Here is an 18,235-nt window from a genome sequence, read left to right as displayed (position 1 = left end):
GCGGGCCGCGATTCGACACCGGATGCGAAAAACCCCGCCACCGAAACGGTGACGGGGTTTTCCGTGAACCCTGGGCTCAGTCCAGGTAGTCGCGCAGCACCTGCGAACGCGACGGGTGACGCAGCTTCGACATCGTCTTCGACTCGATCTGCCGGATGCGCTCACGGGTGACCCCGTACACCTGGCCGATCTCGTCGAGCGTGCGCGGCTGGCCGTCGGTGAGACCGAACCGCAGCCGCACCACACCCGCCTCGCGTTCGGACAGCGTCTGCAGCACCGACTGGAGCTGGTCCTGCAGCAGCGTGAACGACACCGCGTCGACCGCGACGACGGCCTCGGAGTCTTCGATGAAGTCACCGAGCTGCGAGTCGCCCTCGTCGCCGATGGTCTGGTCGAGCGAGATCGGCTCGCGGGCGTACTGCTGGATCTCGAGGACCTTCTCCGGGGAGATGTCCATTTCCTTCGCGAGCTCTTCGGGGGTGGGCTCGCGGCCGAGGTCCTGCAGCAGTTCACGCTGTATGCGGCCGAGCTTGTTGATGACCTCGACCATGTGCACCGGGATACGGATGGTGCGGGCCTGGTCGGCCATCGCGCGGGTGATCGCCTGACGGATCCACCAGGTGGCGTACGTGGAGAACTTGTAGCCCTTGGTGTAGTCGAACTTCTCGACCGCGCGGATCAGGCCGAGGTTGCCCTCCTGGATCAGGTCCAGGAACGCCATGCCGCGGCCGGTGTAGCGCTTGGCCAGCGAGACCACGAGCCGGAGGTTCGCCTCCAGGAGGTGGTTCTTCGCCCGCTCACCGTCGCGCACGATCCACTTGAGGTCGCGCCGCATCTGGGTGACGAGCTTCTCGCCCTCCTCCTCGGCGTTGCGGACGCGCTCGGCGGCGTAGAGCCCGGCCTCGATGCGCTTGGCGAGCTCCACCTCCTCCTCGGCGTTCAGCAGGGCGACCTTGCCGATCTGCTTGAGGTACGCGCGGACCGAGTCGGCCGAAGCGGTGAGCTCGGCGTCCTTGCGGGCCTGGCGCAGCGCCTCGGACTCTTCCTCGTCCCAGACGAAGTCCGGGTTGTCGGAAGACTTGCCGGCGTTCTTGTCGGTCGACGTGCGGCGCCCGCGGGCGGGCGTCTCTTCGACGTCCTCCTCGGACTCCGCGTCTTCGTCCGTCTCCTCGGTGACGGACGCGTCGACGACATCCACCTCGACCTCTTCGAGGTCGGACAGATCCGGGGTTTCGAGGTCGGCCTCGTCGAGGTCGCCGGGACCGTCTTCCGGGTCGCCGTCTTCGGTCTTCGCACTCTTGGTGCTGGGTTTCTTGGCCGGAGCCTTCTTCGCCGGGGCCTTCTTCGCGCCGGCCGCCTTGGCGGCGGTCTTGCGCGCCGCGGGCTTCGCCGCGTCGGTGGCTGCCTCGTCGGCCGGCTCGCCGGCTGCGGTCGCTGTCTTCGTCCCGCTTCGGGTTGCGGTTCTTGCGGCTGCCACTTACGCCCTTTCGCAGCGGTCGATCATGACGAGCCGAGGCGTGATGGTCTCGGCTGCCTCAAACTTCGGGGAACACCCCTCGGCCTGCGGTTTCCCTCGTTCTCGTGGGTGCCGCCGCCGGGGGCCGTGTTCCATTGTAACGACGATACGTGACAGCGTCTCGGCGCGGACCACCGAACGGCGGGCGCGACACGCCGTGCGACGCGCCGAAGTGACATCCGCGGGGCTGTTGTCAGCGTGGTCGCGTCAGTGCTCGATGCCCTCCGCCGCGGCGGCCGCCGCGCCGACGATGCCCGCGTTGTTCTGCAACGACGCGACGATCACCGGCGTGCGGATGTCCAGCAGCGGGACCCATTTGTGCGACTTCTTGCTGACCCCGCCGCCGACGATGAACAGATCCGGCCAGATCAGGTTTTCCAGCACGGAGAGATACCTGTTCACCCGTTCCGCCCATTCGGGATACGACAGTTCCTCGTTGTCCTTCACCGACGCCGCGGCCTTCTTCTCCGCGTCGAAGCCGTCGACCTCGATGTGGCCGAACTCGGTGTTGGGCACCAGCTTGCCGTCCTGGAAGACCGCGCTGCCGATGCCGGTGCCGAAGGTCAGCAGCGCCGTCACGCCGCGCCGCGCAGCCGGGTCGCCCCAGCGGATCTCGGCCATGCCGGCGGCGTCCGCGTCGTTGAGCATCGCGATGTCGTCGACGCCGCGGCCGAGGCGTTTGGCGAACAGGGCGTCGGCGTCGGTGCCGATCCACTTGCGGTCGATGTTGGCCGCGGTGTGCGCGACCCCCTTCTTGACCACCGCGGGCAGGGTGACCCCCACCGGGCCGTCCCAGCCCGCCTGGCCGGTGATCTCGGCGACGACGTCCGCCACCGCCTCCGGGGTCGACGGCTTCGGCGTGTCGATGCGGATCCGGTCGCCGATCAGCTGTCCCTGCGCCAAGTCCACCAGCGCGCCCTTGATCCCGCTGCCGCCGATGTCGATACCGAACCCTCGGGTCGCCTCCACCACGGACGTGGTCCCTTCTCGCACGATTCAGAAGCCTGCCTCGGAGACTTTAACCGGATGTGGTGACATGGCGGACGTGGGAGTTGACGAGACGTTGCTGAAGGGTGTCGCCGAGCGTGTCGCGGGCGAGGCCGCCGAACTGGTCCGCGAGGCCTGGACCGGGATGAACGCGGGCCGCGAGGTGCGGGTGGACACCAAATCCGCCGACACCGACGTGGTGACCGCGGTGGACCACGAGTCGGAGCGGCTGGTGCGTGCGCGGCTCGCCGAACTGCGCCCCGACGACGCCGTGCTCGGCGAGGAGGGCGGCGGGATCGCCGGCGACGGCGTGACCTGGGTGGTCGACCCGATCGACGGGACGGTGAACTTCCTCTACGGGCTGCCGTGGTTCGCCGTGTCGGTGGCCGCGCAGGTCGGCGGGGTGTCGGTGGCGGGCGCCGTCGTCGAACCGGTCAGCGGGCGCCGCTGGACCGCCGCGCGCGGGCAGGGCGCGTTCCTCGACGGGCGGCCGCTGGCGGTCAACGCCCCTTCTCGGCTGGATCTGACGCTCGTCGGCACCGGATTCGCCTACAAGGTCGAACGGCGGACGAAGCAGGCCCGGTTCGTCGCGGAACTGGCCACCCGGGTGCGGGACGTCCGGCGCAACGGGGCCGCTTCGCTGGACCTGTGCGCCGTCGCGGCGGGCTGGCTGGACGCCTACGTCGAACACGGCCTCGGGCACTGGGACTGGGCCGCCGGCGCGCTGATCGCGGCCGAGGCGGGTGCTCAGGTGTCGCTGCCGGGGGAGGACGCCGCGCTGGGGCCGGACGCGACGTTCGCGGTGGCGCCGTCGATCGCGCCTCCGTTGCGTCAGGCGCTCATCGACTCGGGTGTGGGCACGATCTGAATGCTATGAACGGTCCGTTCCTTGCAAATTTTGCAAGGAACGGACCGTTCATAGCGCTTGAGAGCGGGTCAGCAGGGGGCTTCGCGAGCGGCCTTCAGCAGCGCCTGGTCGATCACCGGGGCACCGCCGCCCGCGGACTGCTCACCGCCGCCGCTGCCCTGCTGCGCCTTCGACCACTTCGTGAGCTGGTCGAGGACCTGACGCGCCTCCGCCTTCGGGCGGACGTCGCCGAGCAGGGTGCCGGTGGTGAGGGTGACCGAAGCGTCCTTGCGGTTGTCCTTGACCAGTTCGGCGCACGGGACCACCAGGCTCAGCGTGCGGGCCGCGGCGGCGCCGTTCTCGCCGAAGCGGATCTGGCCGCGGCACTTGGCTTCCGCGTTCTTGTAGGCCGGGTCGACGTCCGGCTCGACGATCTGGGAGAAACCGAGTTCCCGGAGCGTGCTGGTGACGATGCCGCCCTGGCCGCGCACTTGGGAGCCGTTGAGCACCTGGACGGCGACCTTGTCCGGCGGGACCGGCGCGCGGTCGTCGAGGCCGTTGTGCGCCAGCGGCGTGTAGGTGACACCCTGCGGCGCCACGGGCGGCGGATCGCAGCGGACCCTGGCGTCGATGTCGGATTTGCTCGCCACGACGTTCACCCAGACGATGACCGCGCCGAGGGCCATCACCCCGATGACGATGAGCGCGGGCAGCGGATTGTGCTTGCGATACGGCCTCGCCCCGCGGTCCCCGATGCCGTTCCCCGACGCCACCTGCCAGTCCCTTCCCCAAAGCCCGGATCCCCGGACGGTGCTTCATCTCACCATCGTGTCCGATCAGCCTATGCGTTGCGGCGAGGGTGATCGGCGCGGGCCTCCGGATAGCACCACGCGATGGCCACTCCGGGCAAGCAGCCGGGCCCAAGGGGTGAGGTACCCGACGCGGGCGCAACCCATTCGGACGACAGGCGTCTTGACAGCAGGGTTCCCCCTGTTGGGTGACGTAATCGCGGCAATGTCTGACTCGTTGCAGAGACGGTATCGGCGTGAGCTACCCTTCGCGGGCTCAGGCGGCAGTAAGAGGCGCAAAAGAGAGACCTCGCTCACTGCCCAGCCGGGCACAAACAGGGGCGCTGGGACGTTAACCAGCGGCACGAAGGACTCACGAGCCGCACGCTCGCGTGTCCGGGCCATCTGACATCGAAAGCATCGCAGGGGTGAGGGACTAATGGCGACCGACTACGACGCTCCGCGCCGCAGCGAAGCCGACGAGCTGGCCGAAGACTCGTTGGAAGAGCTGAAGGCACGGCGTAACGAAAACCAGTCCGGCGTCGTGGACGTCGACGAGGACGCGACCGCCGAGAACTTCGAGCTGCCGGGCGCGGACCTCTCCGGACTTTCCGGGGAGGACCTGACCGTCAAGGTCGTGCCCAAGCAGGCCGACGAGTTCACCTGCTCCGTCTGTTTCCTGGTGCATCACCGCAGCAGGCTGGCGGAGGAGAGTGGCGGACGGCTCATCTGCCGCGACTGCGCCTGAGCCTACGGGCACAGGGGACGGCGCGACAGGGGGTTTCGGGGTCTGAACAGGAATAAGGGGGCCGGCCAGGTGGCCGGCCCCCTTTCCTGAACAGGCACGAGCCCGTGTCTAGGGCTTCGAGGCGGGGTGGCGCAGCAGCGCGGCCACCTTCTCCGGATGCCGGGTGCTGAACAGCCAGTACGGCGTCGGGTCGTCGGGGTCGGTGAGCCAGACCCGCACCACCGGGCCGACCCAGCCCCGGTGCAGCACGAACGCCGCCGGATCGGCGTCGCGGCCGAGCGCCTTGCGCTTGGCCTCCTTGTCGATGACGTCGACGTCGCCGACGAATTTGAGCGGAAGGTGCGCGTCGCGCAGCCACAGCTCCGGCTCGTCGCCACCGGTCACCCGGACGCGGGACCGGCCGAGCGAGATCATCAGCGCGATCACCGCGGGGATCAGCACCACGTACGGCAGCCACCCGCGGAGCCCGGGGTAGCCCATGTCGATCTCCGCCGCCAGCAGCCCGCCGCCCAGCAGCGGCAACGGCCAGCCCCACCACGGGACATAGAGCCGCTCTGAATGCTTGACGTCGCCGCCTTCGGCCGCGCTCACACTTTCAACCACCTCTTCAGGGTAGTCTCGCCGCCCGTGTCCACCGTTCAGGTACTGCTTTCCCGGATCGATCCTTCGGTCCCCCTTCCCGCCTACGCGCGCCCCGGCGACGCGGGCGCCGACCTCGTCACCACCTCGGATCTCGTGCTCGCGCCCGGTGAACGCGGCGTCGTCGGCACGGGCGTCGCGATCGCGCTGCCGCCCGGCTACGCGGGCTTCGTCCACCCGCGTTCGGGTCTCGCCGCCCGCGTCGGCCTCTCGGTCGTCAACACCCCCGGCACGATCGACTCCGGGTACCGCGGTGAGATCCGCGTCTGCCTGATCAACCATGATCTCTCCGAGAAGGTCGTGCTCACCCGCGGCGACCGGATCGCGCAGCTGGTCGTGCAACGGGTCGAACAGGCCGAGTTCGTCGAGGTCGCCGAGCTCGAGCCGTCCGAGCGCGGCGAGGGAGGGTATGGCTCCACGGGCGGACACGCCACACTGGGAGCCGGAGCCAGGGAAGGAACGGAGAACTAGTGGGGATTTTCGGACGCAAGCGCGCGAAGCCGACCGGACGGCACGCCGCGCCCGAGGTCGACGAGCGTCCCGCCGTCGACGAAGCGGACGAAGAGATCGAGTCGCAGCTGTCGGAGACCTCCGACGGCCCCTTCGACCTCGCCGACGCGCCCGAGGACGGCATCCCGAGGATCGACCTCGGCTCGGTGAAGGTGCCGGTGCCCGACGGTTCCCAGGTCCAGGTCGAGATGGACCCGGAGAGCGGCGGCGTCCGCGCGGTGCACGTCGTCACCGAACAGGGCCAGATCACCGTCAGCGGCTACGCGGCGCCCCGGTCCGGCGGCCTGTGGAAGGACGTCAGCACCGAGCTCACCGAGCAGCTGCGGGCCGACGGCGCCAAGGTCTCGGTCGGCATGGGGGAGTGGGGGCTGGAGCTGTCCGCGATCGTCGGCGACGTCGCGCTGCGGTTCGTCGGGGTCGACGGCCCGCGCTGGATGCTCCGCGGCGTCATCGCCGGGCCGCAGTCGCAGGCGGCGCAGGCGCCGGCCGTGCTGCGGGAGATCGTGCGGCACACCATCGTCGACCGCGGTGACGCGCCGATGCCGGTCCGCACCCCGCTGACCATCACGCTGCCCGACGCCGTCGCGCAGCACATCGCCGAGCAGCAGGGTTAACGAGCCCTCAGCCAGGCCAGCACGGTCGCCCGGCCCAGTGACTCCCGGTCCGCGCCGAGGGCGGTGAGCGTCGACTCGCCGACCTCGGCGCGCGGCAGGGCGTCCGCCCAGGCGCGGGCGACCTCCGCGGGATGGATCGGATCGTCCACGCACGCGCCGATCCCCGCGGGCACGTCGAGGCCCTTCAGGTCTTCGAGCGACGGGGCGGGATGGGCCGCGGCCGTCCGCAGGCTCGCCGCCAGCCCGGCGCCGTGCCGCCGCCACGCGCGGCCGAGCTCCGCCGCGAGCCACTCCGGGACGCCGTCGGAGGATTTCGCCAGCGCGCCGCCGACCCCGTTTTCGGCCACCAGATCCGCTGACAGCCGCGCGGCGAGCGACGCGGGTGCTCGTCCGGCCGGGCCGTTCCAGGCCGGGAGCGCGGCCAGCAGGCCGGTGCAGTGGCCCGGATTCCGCGCCGCCCACTCCGCCGAGAGATGCGCGCCGAACGAGATGCCGCCCACGAGCAGCGGACCGTGCTCGCCGGCGAGCCTGTCCAGCTCCGCGAGATAGCCCTTCGCGAGCCTCTCGCCAGGAGGGGGCGGCGGGGCGATCAGCCGGATGCCGAGCGCCCGCAGCGGACCGTCGAACACGGCGCGCACGAACACTTCGTCGGACCCGGTGCCGGGGAGTACTACTGCCGTCGTAGGCGGAATAGCGGAGGTCACGTTGCGATATTCCCCTAAACCCGTTCTCCTGGTCGGAGCACAGTTACGCTGGATTACGCACGGGCCGTTCAAGTCGGGGGCCCCGGAGCACAGGAGCACCGTTATGCCCGCCAAAGACGGCGGCTACTTCAGCCGGCTGGTCCGCAAGCTGACCAGCGACGTCGAGGATCTCGACGCCGACGATCTGTCCGAAAAATCCGAGGCCGGCGGAGCGCAGCGCGCCTGCGACTGCCGGTCGGGTCAAGAGGTGACGGTGCTCGGGAGACTCCGCAGTGTGGAGCTCTGCCCGACCAACGAGGCGGCGACACTGCAGGCCGAGCTGTTCGACGGCACACAGGGTGTGACGCTAATCTGGCTCGGACGCCGCCGGATCCCCGGGATCGAACCCGGGCGAACCATCAAGGTGCGCGGCCGGATGGCCGAACGTGATGGTCAGAAGGTGCTTTACAACCCCTATTACGAACTTCAGAGCCCTGTGAGTTGATCCCGCATCGTGACTGAACCCGTCGGCGGCGAAGAGAAGACCGAAGACAAGAAGCCCCAGCCCACCTTGCTGGAACAGATGGGTGGGCTGTCCGGGCTGTTCTATTCCTCGCTGCCGGTCATCGTGTTCGTGATCGCGAACGCGATCTTCGGGCTCACGGTGGGGATCTGGGCCGCGGTGGGCAGCGCGGTGGCGATCACCGTGCTGCGCATCGTCCGCAAGGAGCCGCTGCAACCGGCGATCTCCGGGTTCTTCGGCGTCGCGATCGCGGCGTTCATCGCCTACCGGACCGGTTCGGCCAAGGGCTTCTTCCTGTTCGGCATCTGGACCAGCCTGGTCTACTGCGGCGTCTTCGTGCTGTCGATCGTCATCCGCTGGCCGCTCGCCGGCGTGGTGTGGAACGCGCTCAACGGCAGCGGGCACGCCTGGCGCAAGGACAAGAAGTCGCTGATCTCGTATTCGATCGCGACCGCCGCCATGGCGCTGATCTTCGGTGCCCGGTTCGTCGTGCAGCGCTGGCTCTACGACGAGGACTACACCGGCTGGCTGGCCTTCGCGAAGATCGCGATGGGTTACCCGCTGTACGCGCTCGGCCTGCTCACCGTCGTCTGGGCGGTGCGGCGGTCGGACAAGCACCTCAAGGCGCAGGCCGAGGCGGCCCCGCGCGAAGAGACCGACGAAGAGATCGAGGCCCGCCTGCGCGCGAAGTACGCGCAGGCGCCCGCCGTCGACAATTAGTAACCCAGCGCGGTCCGGATCTCCGGCTCGACGTCCGACGTCGCCACGAACAGCAGCTCGTCGCCCGGCTCCAGCGGGTCTTCCGGCTGCGGCACGATCACCCGGTCGCCGCGCAGGATCGTCACCAGCGCCGCGTCACGCGGCAGGTTGATCTCGCTGACCGCCTTGCCCGCGAGCGGCGTCTCCTCCGGGAGGGTGAGTTCGACGAGGTTCGCCTGGCTCTGCCGGAACGTCATCAGCCGCACCAGATCACCGACGCTCACCGCCTCCTCGACCATCGCCGCGAGCATCCGCGGGGTCGAGACGGCGACGTCGACGCCCCAGGCGTCGTTGAACAGCCATTCGTTGGCCGGGTTGTTGACCCGCGCCACCACCCGGCGCACCGCGAACTCGGTCTTCGCGAGCAGCGACACCACGAGGTTCGCCTTGTCGTCACCCGTCGCGGCGATCACGACGTCGCACTCCTCGATCCCGGACTCCTCGAGGATCGAGACCTCGCACGCGTCGCCCAGCACCCAGTCCGCCTGCTCGACGGTGTGCGGCTCGAACTGGTCGGCCTCGCGTTCGATGAGCATCACCTGGTGGCGCCCGTCGATCAGCTCCGCGGCGATCGACCGGCCGACCGCGCCGGCCCCGGCAATCGCGACCCGCATCAGTTCTCCTCTTCCGGTTCGCGAGCGGCGACGCTGGTCACGTCGCTGACAGTGCCTGATTTCGCGGCGACGTACACGACGTCGTCCGCCTGGATCACGGCCTTGGTGTCGGGCAGGACGGCGGTGCCGAACCGCATGATGAACGCGACCCGCGCGCCGGTGGTGTCCTGCAGGTCACGCACGCTGTGCCCGACCCAGCCCTCGTTGAGCGGCAGCTGCAGCAGCGCCACACTGCCCGACGGGTCGCGCCACTCCGAGGCGACGCCGTCGGGGAGCAGGGTGCGCAGGAACCGGTCGGTCGTCCAGGGCACGGTCGCCACGGTCGGGATGCCGAGCCGTTCGTAGACCGCCGCGCGCTTGTGGTCGTAGATCCTGGCGACGACCTTGTCGATGCCGAAGTTCTCCCTGGCCACCCGCGCCGAGATGATGTTGGAGTTGTCACCGCTGGACACCGCCGCGAAAGCCCCCGCGCGTTCGATCCCGGCCTCGATCAGCACCTGCCGGTCGAAGCCGACGCCGACCACCTGCTGACCGTGGAAATCACTGCCGAGCCGCCGGAACGCCTGCTGGGTCTTGTCGATGATGGCGACTTCGTGCCCCAGTCGCTCCAGCGCCGCGGCCAGGGATGCGCCTACCCGGCCGCATCCCATGATCACCACGTGCACGCCCTGCCTCCTTAGTCGTCGGACGTTCACCCGTCCGCAGGTACCCAGACATACCAGCGCCGAACCTACCGTGAGCACCGCCCGTTACGCTTCTGCGGTGTCGAAGTTCCCGACCGTATTGAAGCGGCTCGTCCTCGGACGTCCATTCCGGAGTGACCGCCTCTCGCATACGCTGCTGCCGAAGCGCATCGCGCTGCCGATTTTCGCGTCCGACGCGTTGTCGAGCGTCGCCTACGCGCCTGAGGAAATCTTTCTCACCCTCAGCGTCGCCGGTTTGTCGGCGTACGCGTTCGCGCCGTGGATCGGCGTCGCCGTCGCGCTCGTCATGCTGGTCGTGGTGGCGTCCTATCGGCAGAACGTGCACGCCTATCCCAGTGGTGGCGGCGACTACGAAGTCGCGAACACCAACCTGGGCGGCAAATTCGGCCTCACCGTGGCCAGCGCGCTGCTGGTCGACTACGTGCTCACCGTCGCGGTGTCGACGTCGTCCGGGGTGGCGAACATCGGGTCCGCCATTCCGTGGGTGGCGCAGCACAAGGTGATCGCCGCGGTCGTCATCGTGGTCGTGCTGACCGCGCTGAATCTGCGCGGAGTTCGCGAATCGGGCAAAGCGTTCGCCATCCCGACCTACGGTTTCATCATCGGCATCCTCGGCATGGTGATCTGGGGCCTGATCGAGGCGGCCTCCGGCGCCGACATGCGCGCCGAAAGCGCGGACTTCCAGTTGCACGAAGAAGCCTCTTTGACCGGTTTCGCGTTCTTCTTCCTGTTGTTGCGCACGTTCTCCTCCGGTGCGGCGGCGCTGACCGGGGTCGAGGCGATCAGCAACGGTGTCCCGGCGTTCCAGAAGCCGAAATCGAAGAACGCCGCGACCACCCTGCTGATGATGGGCGTGCTCGCGGTGACGATGCTGGTCGGCATCATCACGCTGGCGATCATCACCGACGTCAAATTCGCCGAGCACCCGGAAACGCAGCTCACCGGCACTCCGGCGGGCTACGAGCAGAAGACGATCGTCGCGCAGATCGCGCAGGCGGTGTTCGCCGACTTCACCCCCGCGTTCTACTACATCTCCTTCGCCACCGGCATCATCCTGCTGCTGGCCGCGAACACCGCGTTCAACGGTTTCCCGGTGCTCGGCTCGATCCTCGCGCAGGACCGTTACCTGCCGCGGCAACTGCACACCCGCGGCGACCGGCTGGCCTTCTCCAACGGCATCCTGTTCCTCGCGGCGTTCGCGCTGGTGCTGATCATCGCGTTCGACGCCGAGGTCACCAAGCTCATCCAGCTCTACATCGTGGGCGTGTTCGTCTCGTTCACGGTGAGCCAGGCGGGCATGATCCGGCACTGGAACCGGCTGCTGGCCAGGGAGACCGATCCGGCGGTGCGGCGGCGGATGCGGCGTTCGCAGACGGTCAACGCGATCGGCCTCACCATGACCGGCACCGTGCTGATCATCGTGCTGGTGACGAAGTTCCTCCTCGGCGCCTGGATCGCGATCGCGGCGATGGTGGCGATCTACGTGCTGATGACCGCGATCCGGAAGCATTACGACCGGGTCGCCGAGGAATTGCGCGAAATGGACCGGAAACCGGCCGTATTGCCTTCGCGCAACCACGCGATCGTGCTGATTTCGAAACTGCACCTGCCGACCCTGCGCGCGGTCTCCTACGCCAAGGCGGTGCGGCCGGACGTCCTCGAAGCCGTGACGGTGAACGTCGACGACGTCGAGACCCGCAAACTCGTCCAGGAATGGGACGACCACAATTTCAAGGTGCCGCTGAAGGTGATCGAATCGCCGTATCGCGAGATCACGAAACCGGTGCTGGACTACGTGAAGCGCGTCCGCGGCGACAATCCGCGCAACGTGGTGACCGTGTTCATCCCCGAGTACGTGGTCGGGCACTGGTGGGAGCAGGTGCTGCACAACCAGAGCGCGCTGCGGCTGAAGGGACGTCTCCTGTTCCAGCCCGGCGTCATGGTGACCAGCGTGCCGTGGCAGCTCGAATCGTCGGAAAAGGCGATCAAACGCGACCGGAAGGCTCGCCCGGCGGCCGGTGACGTGCGCCGGGGATTCACCCCGGTGGTCAAGCAACCCGAGAAAACTAAGGACAAGGCAGAATGAGTGTGGACGCGTCGACCGGCACCTGGCTCGGACGGACGATCGAGCTGGAGGTCGGCGCGGTCGCGCACGGCGGGCACTGCGTCGCGCGGACGGAGGGCCGGGTCGTGTTCGTCCGGCACGCGCTGCCCGGCGAGCGGGTCCTGGCCTCGATCACCGAGGACAAGGGCGGCTCGTTCTGCCGCGCCGACGCGATCGAGATCCTGCAGGCATCGCCCGAACGCGTCGAGCCGCCGTGCCCGCTCGCGGCGCCGGGGGCGTGCGGCGGCTGCGACTGGCAGCACGCCACGCCCGGGCATCAGCGTGAACTCAAGGCCGCCGTGGTCATGGAGCAGCTGAAGCGGCTCGCCGGGATCGAGCGCGACGTCGTCGTCGAAGCGCTCGACGGTGGCCCGCTGGACTGGCGCAGCCGGGTGCGGCTCGTCGCGGGCAAGGACGGCAAGGCGGGCTTCCGGGCGCACCACAGTCATCGCGTGATCGCGATCGACGACTGCCCGATCACCGTCCCCGGCGCGCTCGACGACGTCGTGTCGCGCAACTGGCGGCCCGGCAGCGAAATCGAGGTCACCAAGGACGGCGAGGGGCAAGTGCACCTTCGCGACCTTTCGACGGTCCACGGGAAGACCCGCTCGCGGCAGCTGGCCGGTGGTATCGCCGTGCAGCACGCCGCCGGCCGAGACTGGCGCCTGGACGCCCACGGCTTCTGGCAGGTCCACCCGGCCGCCGCGGACGCGCTCGCCGCCGTCGTCGCGGAATGGGCCGAGGCGCCGCGCGACGGCGTGGCCTGGGACCTGTACGCCGGCGTCGGCCTCTTCGCGTCCGTGCTCGCTTCGCAGGTCGGCCCGCGCGGACGGGTCCTGGCCGTCGAATCCGGCAGGCGTGCCGTCGCCGACGGTGAGGAGAACCTCGCCGACCTCCCGCAGGTCCGCTGGCGCTCCGGCCGCGTCGAGCACCTGCTGGCCGACGCCCCCAAACCGGTGGACGTCGTCGTCCTCGACCCGCCGCGCAAGGGCGCGGGCAAGGCGGTCGTGGAGTCCATTGTGGAGGGATCTCCCGACCGGATCGTCTACGTGGCGTGCGACCCGGCCGCCTTGGCGCGCGACATCGCGCTGTTCAAGGAGCACGGATACGGGCTGGTGGATCTGCGCGCTTTCGACGCTTTCCCGATGACGCACCACGTCGAATGCGTTGCGTTGCTGCAATGATTCGGGATTTGTAATCCGTCGGAATGGAATGGCTTCGTTCGGCTTGTCCGGGTGTTGTCGTGCTCGTTAACTTGCTCGCATCATGAACTATCTTACCTCTGTCTGTGGCGACTGTGATGGAAAAGGTTGTTCTGGCTGCGACGGGCACGGCACGATCACCATTGTGGAGGACTGACCGAGTGGAGCCCCCAATTCTTCCTCCTGGTGTCACGGCACAGGAGATCAGTTATCGCAGTGGCCGGAAGCAAGTCATCTACACGGCGCCGTATCCCTCCGAGGGGCCGCTGCTCGCGCGTGATCTGCTGGGCAGGCAGGCGTGGATGTTCATGTATGCGCATTTCGTCTTCACCTGGGTGGAAGGCGCGGTCCAGGTGCAGGTCAGCCACGGAACTCTGAGCGGGCCGAAGATGCCCTTGTGGAAGGGAATCAGCATTCCCGCTTATTGGTCGGGTCCCGCGCTGGCCGATTTCGGGCGGGCGTGGGCGCTGGACCAGATGACGGGTAATCGGGGAACTCCGGCGGCCATTTACCTTTGAGGAGTCTGCGTGGGCGCTTCGGGTTGGAATGTACCTGCATTTCTTCCCGCTCGGCCCAGGGGGTAGTGAAGGCCTCCTTTCCTACTCTGAAGGTAGGGAAGGAGGCCTTCACTACGCCGCCGGGGTGGCTTGGTGGGGCCTGTGCTCTGAGTGGGTGTCGCGATAGTCGCTTTCGCGACACGCGATCAGTAGGTGGCAGCGAACATGGGCATGCCGAGGAGCCCGTCGCCGGTGCGGTCGGCGGGCTCCTCGGAAACAGGGGTCAGGTCACGACGCGGTGGAGGGTATTGCGCCGTGGCACCTGTAGTGGGTCGAGGTATTGGGGAGGCACGAATTCCGGTCTTCCCTCCGGAGCCATCCGGACCTGCCAGTCACCGTGGTGGATGAGCCGGTGGTGGAAGGTGCACATTTACCACTGATGGGTGATTCGGGTCGCGGGCATCGTGACGCTCGTGAGTGGTGAGGAGGCGGAAGCGAGGTCAGCGTGTTGGGAAAGCCTCTTCGGAACACTGAAGGTGGCGAAGGCCGTCATCCTTGCTGTAGGCGCGAGAAAACGCCTTCGCGAGCTGGCGCAACAGGCCGGGGCTCGTGAGTGGTTAGGACGGTTAGAACCGTCCTAACCACTCACGACACCCAAAATCAGCGCTTCAACGTAAAAGAGAAGTCCCCGGAAACCTTCCCCCGCAACCGCACCGCCGATACCACCTTCCCCTCCTCGATCAGCCTCTCGACCTCACCCCGCGAAAGACCGCACCCTTCGGCGATCAGCCGCACGGGCCGAAGCGGAATCCGAGCTTCGAAACGAACCGAGACATCGCGAAAGTCCCCATCGCGCAAGGAACCGGTATCGAGCCGCCAGGCGCCCTTCCAGTCAAGGGAGACGTGGTTACGGCGGAGCACGGCCGGATCCTGGAGCAGTTCGGCGGCGAGGCCGAGGTCGTTCTCGTGCAGCCGCTCCAGCAGGTCGGGCCGGACGGAGCGCACGTTCACCCGTTCCAGGATGGTGAGTTTCGCGGTGTCCCCGCATCCCGTACACAACACGAGGAGCCAGACGTCGATGAGTTTGTGGTTGGCGTTGACCCGGAATTTGCCGTTCGCCCGGAAACGCCCGGACCCGCAGGCATGACAACGGCGGAGGACGACAGGAAGGCAGGTGGGAACGACCACCCAGTTTTCGAGCATGGGAAGTACACCCGTTCAGTGAGAAGTCCGCAGCAAAAGGAAGCGCGGCGCGCAAGGCGCGACGCGCGACGAAATCAGCGCTCGGGAGGTCTCACAGGGTGTACAACGGCAGGCCTTCGGCTCGGCGACGTGGTCCGGCAGCACGGTAATGGCCCGGCGGCGGCCGCTCCACCGGTTTTCCGGGCAAGAAGAAGGCCCCCTGGCCGAAACCAGGGGGCCGGACGAGCGAATCCTAGGAGCGCGCGTCCTCCTTCAGCATGTCCGCGCACTTCTCACCGATCGCCATCGTCGTGATGCAGGGGTTCACCGCGACCAGGAACGGCATCGCCGAACCGTCGGCGACCCGCAGGCCTTCGACGCCGCGCACGCGCAGCCGGGCGTCCAGCACGGCCATCGGGTCGCCGTCGCCGCCCATCTTCGCCGTGCACGAGGGGTGATAGACCGTGTTGTGGGTCTTGCGCAGGTAGTCCGCGATCTCGTCGTCGGTCTTGACGTCCTTGCCGGGCGCCAGTTCCGTGCCCGCCCATTCGTCCAGCGCGGGCTGCTCGGCGATCTTGCGCGCCAGCTTGATCCCGTAGGTCATCACGCGCATGTCGTGCTCGTCGGTGAAGTACCGCGGGTCCACCTTCGGCTTGTCCCGGTAGTCGCGGCTGCGCAGCCGCACGGTCCCGGTAGACCGCGACCGGGTGACGTTCGGGGTCAGGCAGAAGCCGTTCTCCGTGGTGGGATAGCCCTGCCGGAGCGTGTTCATGTCGAACGGCACCGAGCCGTAGTGGAACATCAGGTCCGGCCGGTCGAGCCCTTCCTCCGTGGTGGTGAAGATGCCGATCTCCCACCACTGCGTGGATTCGGTCGTCATCGGCTGAAGCGCGTCCCACTGGATGACGCCTTCGGGGTGATCCTGCAGGTTCTCGCCGACGCCGGGGGAGTCCACCAGCACGTCGACGCCGACCTCGCGCAGATGCTCGGCCGGGCCGATTCCCGACAGCATCAGAAGCTTCGGCGTGTCGATCGCGCCCGACGAGAGAATCACCTCGCGCCGCGCGCGCAACGGGACGCCGTGGATCAGGTCGTCGGCCAGGTATTCCGCGCCGGTGCAGCGTTTGCCGTCGAACAGCAGCCGCCGGACGCGGGCACCGGTGATGATCTCCAGATTCGGCCGCTTGCCGATGATCGGGTGCAGGTACGACACCGAGGCCGACGACCGTGTGCCGTCCTCGCGCGCGTTGATCTGGAACCAGTTCGCCCCGTGCGTCACGGTCTTGCCCGAGTTGAACTCCGTCCTCGGGATCCCCGCCTGCTCGCACGCCTGCAACAGCGCGACACCGGTCGGGTCGTTCGGCGGCACGGAGCGGATGGTCACCGGACCCGAGCGGCCGTGGTGGTCGCCGGGGCCGTCGTTGGTCTCAAGACGCTTGTACAGCGGGAAGATGTCCTTGGCGGCCCAGCCTGGCAGGCCGAGCGACGACCATTCGTCGAGGTCTTCCGCCGGTGCCCAGAACGCGATGCACGAGTTGTGCGACGAGCAGCCACCGAGGACCCGCGCGCGGGCGTGGCGCAGGAAGGAGTTGCCGGATTCCTGCGGCTCCACCAGGTAGTCCCAGTCGTAGCCGGATTCCAGCAGGGCCATCCATTTCGTCAGTTCCAGCACCGCCGGATCGTCCACATCGGACGGTCCGGCTTCGAGGAGCGCGACGGTGACGTCCGGGTCTTCCGAGAGTCTCGCCGCGACCACCGAACCCGCCGTCCCGCCGCCGACGACGATGTAGTCGAACTCTCCGGTCACTGTGCTGCCTCCTCGGGATGTGCTTCCGCGGCGTGATCGGCCAGGACGCCGCTCTTGTGCCGCAGGACGAACCAGTAATACGCGAAACCGACGACCGCCACCGCGCCGACGAACAGCACGGCCCCCCATTCGAGGTACCAGTGATACGGCTCGGTCGCGTTGTAAACCTCGCGCCGGGGCCAGGCCAGATTCACCACGATCGCGCCGCCCCACAGCACGCCGAGAATGTTGACCGGCAGCCCCAGTTTGCCGAGGGAGAAGTACTGGGTGCCTTTCCCTTTCGGCGGCGGCCACTGCCCGCGCAGCCGCTTGACCAGCATCGGGACGGTGACCAGCAGGTACGCCAGGTAGATCATGATGATGCCGATACTGGTGATCACCGTGAAAATCTGCGGCTGGCCGACGTTGACCACCAGGATCAGCACCGCGATGACGCCGGACACGATCGCGGGGATCACCGGCGTCTTGGTCTTCGGCGACACCCTCGCCAGATGTTTCCCGGCGGGCAGATTGTTGTCGCGGCCCATCGCGAACATCATCCGGATCGACGCCGACTGCACGGCCAGGTTGCACACCGTGATGGCCACGACGACCGCGAGCAGGAAGATCGTGCCGATCGTGCTGCCGAGGACGTCCAGCACGATGAACTGCAGCCCGCCGGTGGCGATCTCCGGGTTGTTGATGTCGCCGACCGCCATCAGCGCCAGCAGCAGGATCAGCCCGCCGATGACGAACGACGCGATCAGCGCGCGCAGGATCGCCTTGGGCGCGTTCCTGCGCGGGTCGTGTGATTCCTCGCCGAGCGAGCTGGCGGTGTCGAAGCCGTACATGACGTAGGTCGACGCGAGCGACGCGACCAGGAACGCCCCGAAATAGCCCCACGGCTGGTCGGCGCCGGTGTTGTTCGTCTGCATGACGACCTCGGGGCCCCGCGTGATGTTCACCGCGAGCGCGATGATCAGCAGCACCGCGGCGATCAGTTCGATGAACACCCCGGCGCTGTTGATCCGCGCCATCAGCTTGACGCCCCAGGCGTTCACCAGCGTCGTGAACACGATCAGCGCCGTACCCAGGATGACCGCGTTCACCGCGCTGTCGCCCGAGAAGGAGAAGAACGACGAGATCTGGGGGAGCGTGATCTGGTACGCCAGCGCGACGGCGGCGATGCTGACGATCGAGGCGGTGAGCATCATCCACCCGGCCATCCAGGCGACGTGCGGGCTGCCGAGGCGTTTCGACCAGTTGTAGATCGACCCGGCCACCGGATAGTGCGCCGCCAGTTCGGCGAACGACAGCGCCACCATCAGCTGGCCGACGAACACCATCGGCCAAGACCACCAGTACGCCGGCCCGCCGAAGCTGAAGCCGAAGTAGAACAGCTGGAAGGTGCCCGTCAGGATCGAGATGTAGCTGATCCCGGCGGCGAAGGTGTGGAAATTGCCGAGCGTTCTTTCGAGTTCCTGTTTGTAGCCGAAACCGGCCAAGCCGTCGTCGGAAGGAGTGCTCATCGG

The 18,235-nt window shown here is 68.1% G+C and carries 19 protein-coding genes and 1 pseudogene; 9 read left to right on the top strand and 11 right to left on the bottom strand.

Annotated elements, in window-relative coordinates; translation table 11 throughout:
* Window positions 1-76 precede the first annotated feature (76 nt).
* Together DMC61_RS07520 and ppgK are read right to left on the bottom strand one after the other, a co-directional pair.
* Window positions 77-1,477: an RNA polymerase sigma factor gene (locus tag DMC61_RS07520; protein ID WP_016332951.1), complete on the bottom strand. Its 1,401-nt coding sequence runs from the start codon at window positions 1,475-1,477 to the stop codon at window positions 77-79.
* Between the two features lie 246 nt (window positions 1,478-1,723).
* Complete coding sequence (gene ppgK / locus DMC61_RS07515) at window positions 1,724-2,485, bottom strand: polyphosphate--glucose phosphotransferase (RefSeq protein ID WP_043848708.1); 762 nt, start codon at window positions 2,483-2,485, stop codon at window positions 1,724-1,726.
* Window positions 2,486-2,552: 67 nt separating this feature from the next.
* Between ppgK and DMC61_RS07510 the strand changes: the two genes are divergently transcribed.
* Entirely contained in the window at window positions 2,553-3,371 is an 819-nt protein-coding gene (locus tag DMC61_RS07510) for an inositol monophosphatase family protein (RefSeq protein ID WP_125687863.1), read from the top strand.
* 68 nt (window positions 3,372-3,439) lie between these two features.
* Here the strand turns inward: DMC61_RS07510 and cei are convergent, their stop codons facing one another.
* Window positions 3,440-4,123 (bottom strand): envelope integrity protein Cei, encoded by a 684-nt coding sequence (gene cei / locus DMC61_RS07505; protein ID WP_125687861.1) that lies wholly within the window; start codon window positions 4,121-4,123, stop codon window positions 3,440-3,442.
* 454 nt (window positions 4,124-4,577) lie between these two features.
* On the opposite strand from cei, the gene DMC61_RS07500 reads away from it, so the two are divergent.
* Window positions 4,578-4,886 carry a DUF4193 domain-containing protein gene (locus DMC61_RS07500; protein WP_005164528.1) on the top strand — a complete coding sequence of 103 codons (309 nt, stop codon included), beginning with the start codon at window positions 4,578-4,580 and terminating at the stop codon, window positions 4,884-4,886.
* A gap of 108 nt (window positions 4,887-4,994) precedes the next feature.
* Here DMC61_RS07500 and DMC61_RS07495 read toward each other — a convergent pair whose 3' ends face one another.
* Window positions 4,995-5,489: a DUF3093 domain-containing protein gene (locus DMC61_RS07495; RefSeq protein ID WP_125687859.1), complete on the bottom strand. Its 495-nt coding sequence runs from the start codon at window positions 5,487-5,489 to the stop codon at window positions 4,995-4,997.
* A gap of 24 nt (window positions 5,490-5,513) precedes the next feature.
* Here DMC61_RS07495 and dut point away from each other — a divergent pair, with 24 nt between their 5' ends.
* Together dut and DMC61_RS07485 are read left to right on the top strand one after the other, a co-directional pair.
* Window positions 5,514-5,996, top strand: coding sequence for a dUTP diphosphatase (gene dut, locus DMC61_RS07490; RefSeq protein WP_007033571.1), 483 nt, complete (start codon window positions 5,514-5,516; stop codon window positions 5,994-5,996).
* Window positions 5,996-6,649 carry a DUF3710 domain-containing protein gene (locus DMC61_RS07485; protein WP_125687857.1) on the top strand — a complete coding sequence of 218 codons (654 nt, stop codon included), beginning with the start codon at window positions 5,996-5,998 and terminating at the stop codon, window positions 6,647-6,649. The genes dut and DMC61_RS07485 overlap by 1 nt, the downstream gene beginning before the upstream one ends.
* Here DMC61_RS07485 and DMC61_RS07480 read toward each other — a convergent pair.
* Window positions 6,646-7,353 carry an alpha/beta fold hydrolase gene (locus tag DMC61_RS07480; protein ID WP_199749925.1) on the bottom strand — a complete coding sequence of 236 codons (708 nt, stop codon included), beginning with the start codon at window positions 7,351-7,353 and terminating at the stop codon, window positions 6,646-6,648. The two genes, DMC61_RS07485 and DMC61_RS07480, sit on opposite strands and share 4 nt — an antisense overlap.
* Window positions 7,354-7,456: 103 nt before the next feature.
* On the opposite strand from DMC61_RS07480, the gene DMC61_RS07475 reads away from it, so the two are divergent.
* Together DMC61_RS07475 and DMC61_RS07470 are read left to right on the top strand one after the other, a co-directional pair.
* On the top strand, window positions 7,457-7,837 hold the full coding sequence (locus tag DMC61_RS07475) for an OB-fold nucleic acid binding domain-containing protein (protein WP_005164535.1): 381 nt from the start codon (window positions 7,457-7,459) through the stop codon (window positions 7,835-7,837).
* A gap of 9 nt (window positions 7,838-7,846) precedes the next feature.
* Window positions 7,847-8,575 carry a DUF3159 domain-containing protein gene (locus DMC61_RS07470; protein WP_125687855.1) on the top strand — a complete coding sequence of 243 codons (729 nt, stop codon included), beginning with the start codon at window positions 7,847-7,849 and terminating at the stop codon, window positions 8,573-8,575.
* Here DMC61_RS07470 and DMC61_RS07465 read toward each other — a convergent pair.
* Both DMC61_RS07465 and DMC61_RS07460 read right to left on the bottom strand, forming a co-directional pair.
* Complete coding sequence (locus tag DMC61_RS07465; protein ID WP_016332961.1) at window positions 8,572-9,228, bottom strand: TrkA family potassium uptake protein; 657 nt, start codon at window positions 9,226-9,228, stop codon at window positions 8,572-8,574. The two genes, DMC61_RS07470 and DMC61_RS07465, sit on opposite strands and share 4 nt — an antisense overlap.
* Window positions 9,228-9,893 carry a TrkA family potassium uptake protein gene (locus DMC61_RS07460; protein ID WP_016332962.1) on the bottom strand — a complete coding sequence of 222 codons (666 nt, stop codon included), beginning with the start codon at window positions 9,891-9,893 and terminating at the stop codon, window positions 9,228-9,230. The genes DMC61_RS07465 and DMC61_RS07460 overlap by 1 nt, the downstream gene beginning before the upstream one ends.
* Window positions 9,894-9,990: 97 nt before the next feature.
* On the opposite strand from DMC61_RS07460, the gene DMC61_RS07455 reads away from it, so the two are divergent.
* The 3 genes from DMC61_RS07455 to DMC61_RS07445 all read left to right on the top strand — a co-directional run bounded on the left by DMC61_RS07455 (window position 9,991) and on the right by DMC61_RS07445 (window position 13,756).
* Window positions 9,991-12,018 (top strand): APC family permease, encoded by a 2,028-nt coding sequence (locus DMC61_RS07455; protein WP_125687853.1) that lies wholly within the window; start codon window positions 9,991-9,993, stop codon window positions 12,016-12,018.
* A complete protein-coding gene (locus DMC61_RS07450) occupies window positions 12,015-13,220 on the top strand; it encodes a class I SAM-dependent RNA methyltransferase (RefSeq protein WP_125687850.1) in 1,206 nt (401 codons plus the stop codon). The genes DMC61_RS07455 and DMC61_RS07450 overlap by 4 nt, the downstream gene beginning before the upstream one ends.
* A gap of 179 nt (window positions 13,221-13,399) precedes the next feature.
* Window positions 13,400-13,756: a hypothetical protein gene (locus DMC61_RS07445; RefSeq protein ID WP_125687848.1), complete on the top strand. Its 357-nt coding sequence runs from the start codon at window positions 13,400-13,402 to the stop codon at window positions 13,754-13,756.
* A gap of 262 nt (window positions 13,757-14,018) precedes the next feature.
* Here the strand turns inward: DMC61_RS07445 and DMC61_RS41565 are convergent.
* The 4 genes and pseudogenes from DMC61_RS41565 to DMC61_RS07425 all read right to left on the bottom strand — a co-directional run.
* A pseudogene (locus DMC61_RS41565) lies at window positions 14,019-14,165 on the bottom strand (HNH endonuclease); the annotation flags it as partial.
* Window positions 14,166-14,395: 230 nt separating this feature from the next.
* Complete coding sequence (locus DMC61_RS07435) at window positions 14,396-14,938, bottom strand: DUF1062 domain-containing protein (RefSeq protein ID WP_125687846.1); 543 nt, start codon at window positions 14,936-14,938, stop codon at window positions 14,396-14,398.
* A 232-nt stretch (window positions 14,939-15,170) separates the two neighbouring features.
* Window positions 15,171-16,724, bottom strand: a complete 1,554-nt coding sequence (locus tag DMC61_RS07430; protein ID WP_125687844.1) for a GMC family oxidoreductase — start codon at window positions 16,722-16,724, stop codon at window positions 15,171-15,173.
* Window positions 16,721-18,232, bottom strand: coding sequence for an APC family permease (locus DMC61_RS07425; protein WP_125687843.1), 1,512 nt, complete (start codon window positions 18,230-18,232; stop codon window positions 16,721-16,723). The genes DMC61_RS07430 and DMC61_RS07425 overlap by 4 nt, the downstream gene beginning before the upstream one ends.
* Window positions 18,233-18,235: the final 3 nt, after the last annotated feature.

The sequence above is a fragment of the Amycolatopsis sp. WAC 04169 genome, assembly GCF_003947535.1.
Classification (GTDB): domain Bacteria; phylum Actinomycetota; class Actinomycetes; order Mycobacteriales; family Pseudonocardiaceae; genus Amycolatopsis; species Amycolatopsis keratiniphila.
The sequence above is the reverse complement of the archived record's forward strand: the minus strand, read 5'-3'. Positions and strand labels throughout refer to the sequence as shown.

Bases quoted from the DNA above. Each gene is read 5' to 3' on its own strand.
- DMC61_RS07465 (WP_016332961.1), bottom strand. From the start codon at position 9,228: ATGCGGGTCGCGATTGCCGGGGCCGGCGCGGTCGGCCGGTCGATCGCC.
- DMC61_RS07425 (WP_125687843.1), bottom strand. From the start codon at position 18,232: ATGAGCACTCCTTCCGACGACGGCTTGGCCGGTTTCGGCTACAAACAG.
- DMC61_RS07500 (WP_005164528.1), top strand. From the start codon at position 4,578: ATGGCGACCGACTACGACGCTCCGCGCCGCAGCGAAGCCGACGAGCTG.
- DMC61_RS07435 (WP_125687846.1), bottom strand. From the start codon at position 14,938: ATGCTCGAAAACTGGGTGGTCGTTCCCACCTGCCTTCCTGTCGTCCTC.
- DMC61_RS07475 (WP_005164535.1), top strand. From the start codon at position 7,457: ATGCCCGCCAAAGACGGCGGCTACTTCAGCCGGCTGGTCCGCAAGCTG.
- DMC61_RS07450 (WP_125687850.1), top strand. From the start codon at position 12,015: ATGAGTGTGGACGCGTCGACCGGCACCTGGCTCGGACGGACGATCGAG.
- DMC61_RS07510 (WP_125687863.1), top strand. From the start codon at position 2,553: ATGGCGGACGTGGGAGTTGACGAGACGTTGCTGAAGGGTGTCGCCGAG.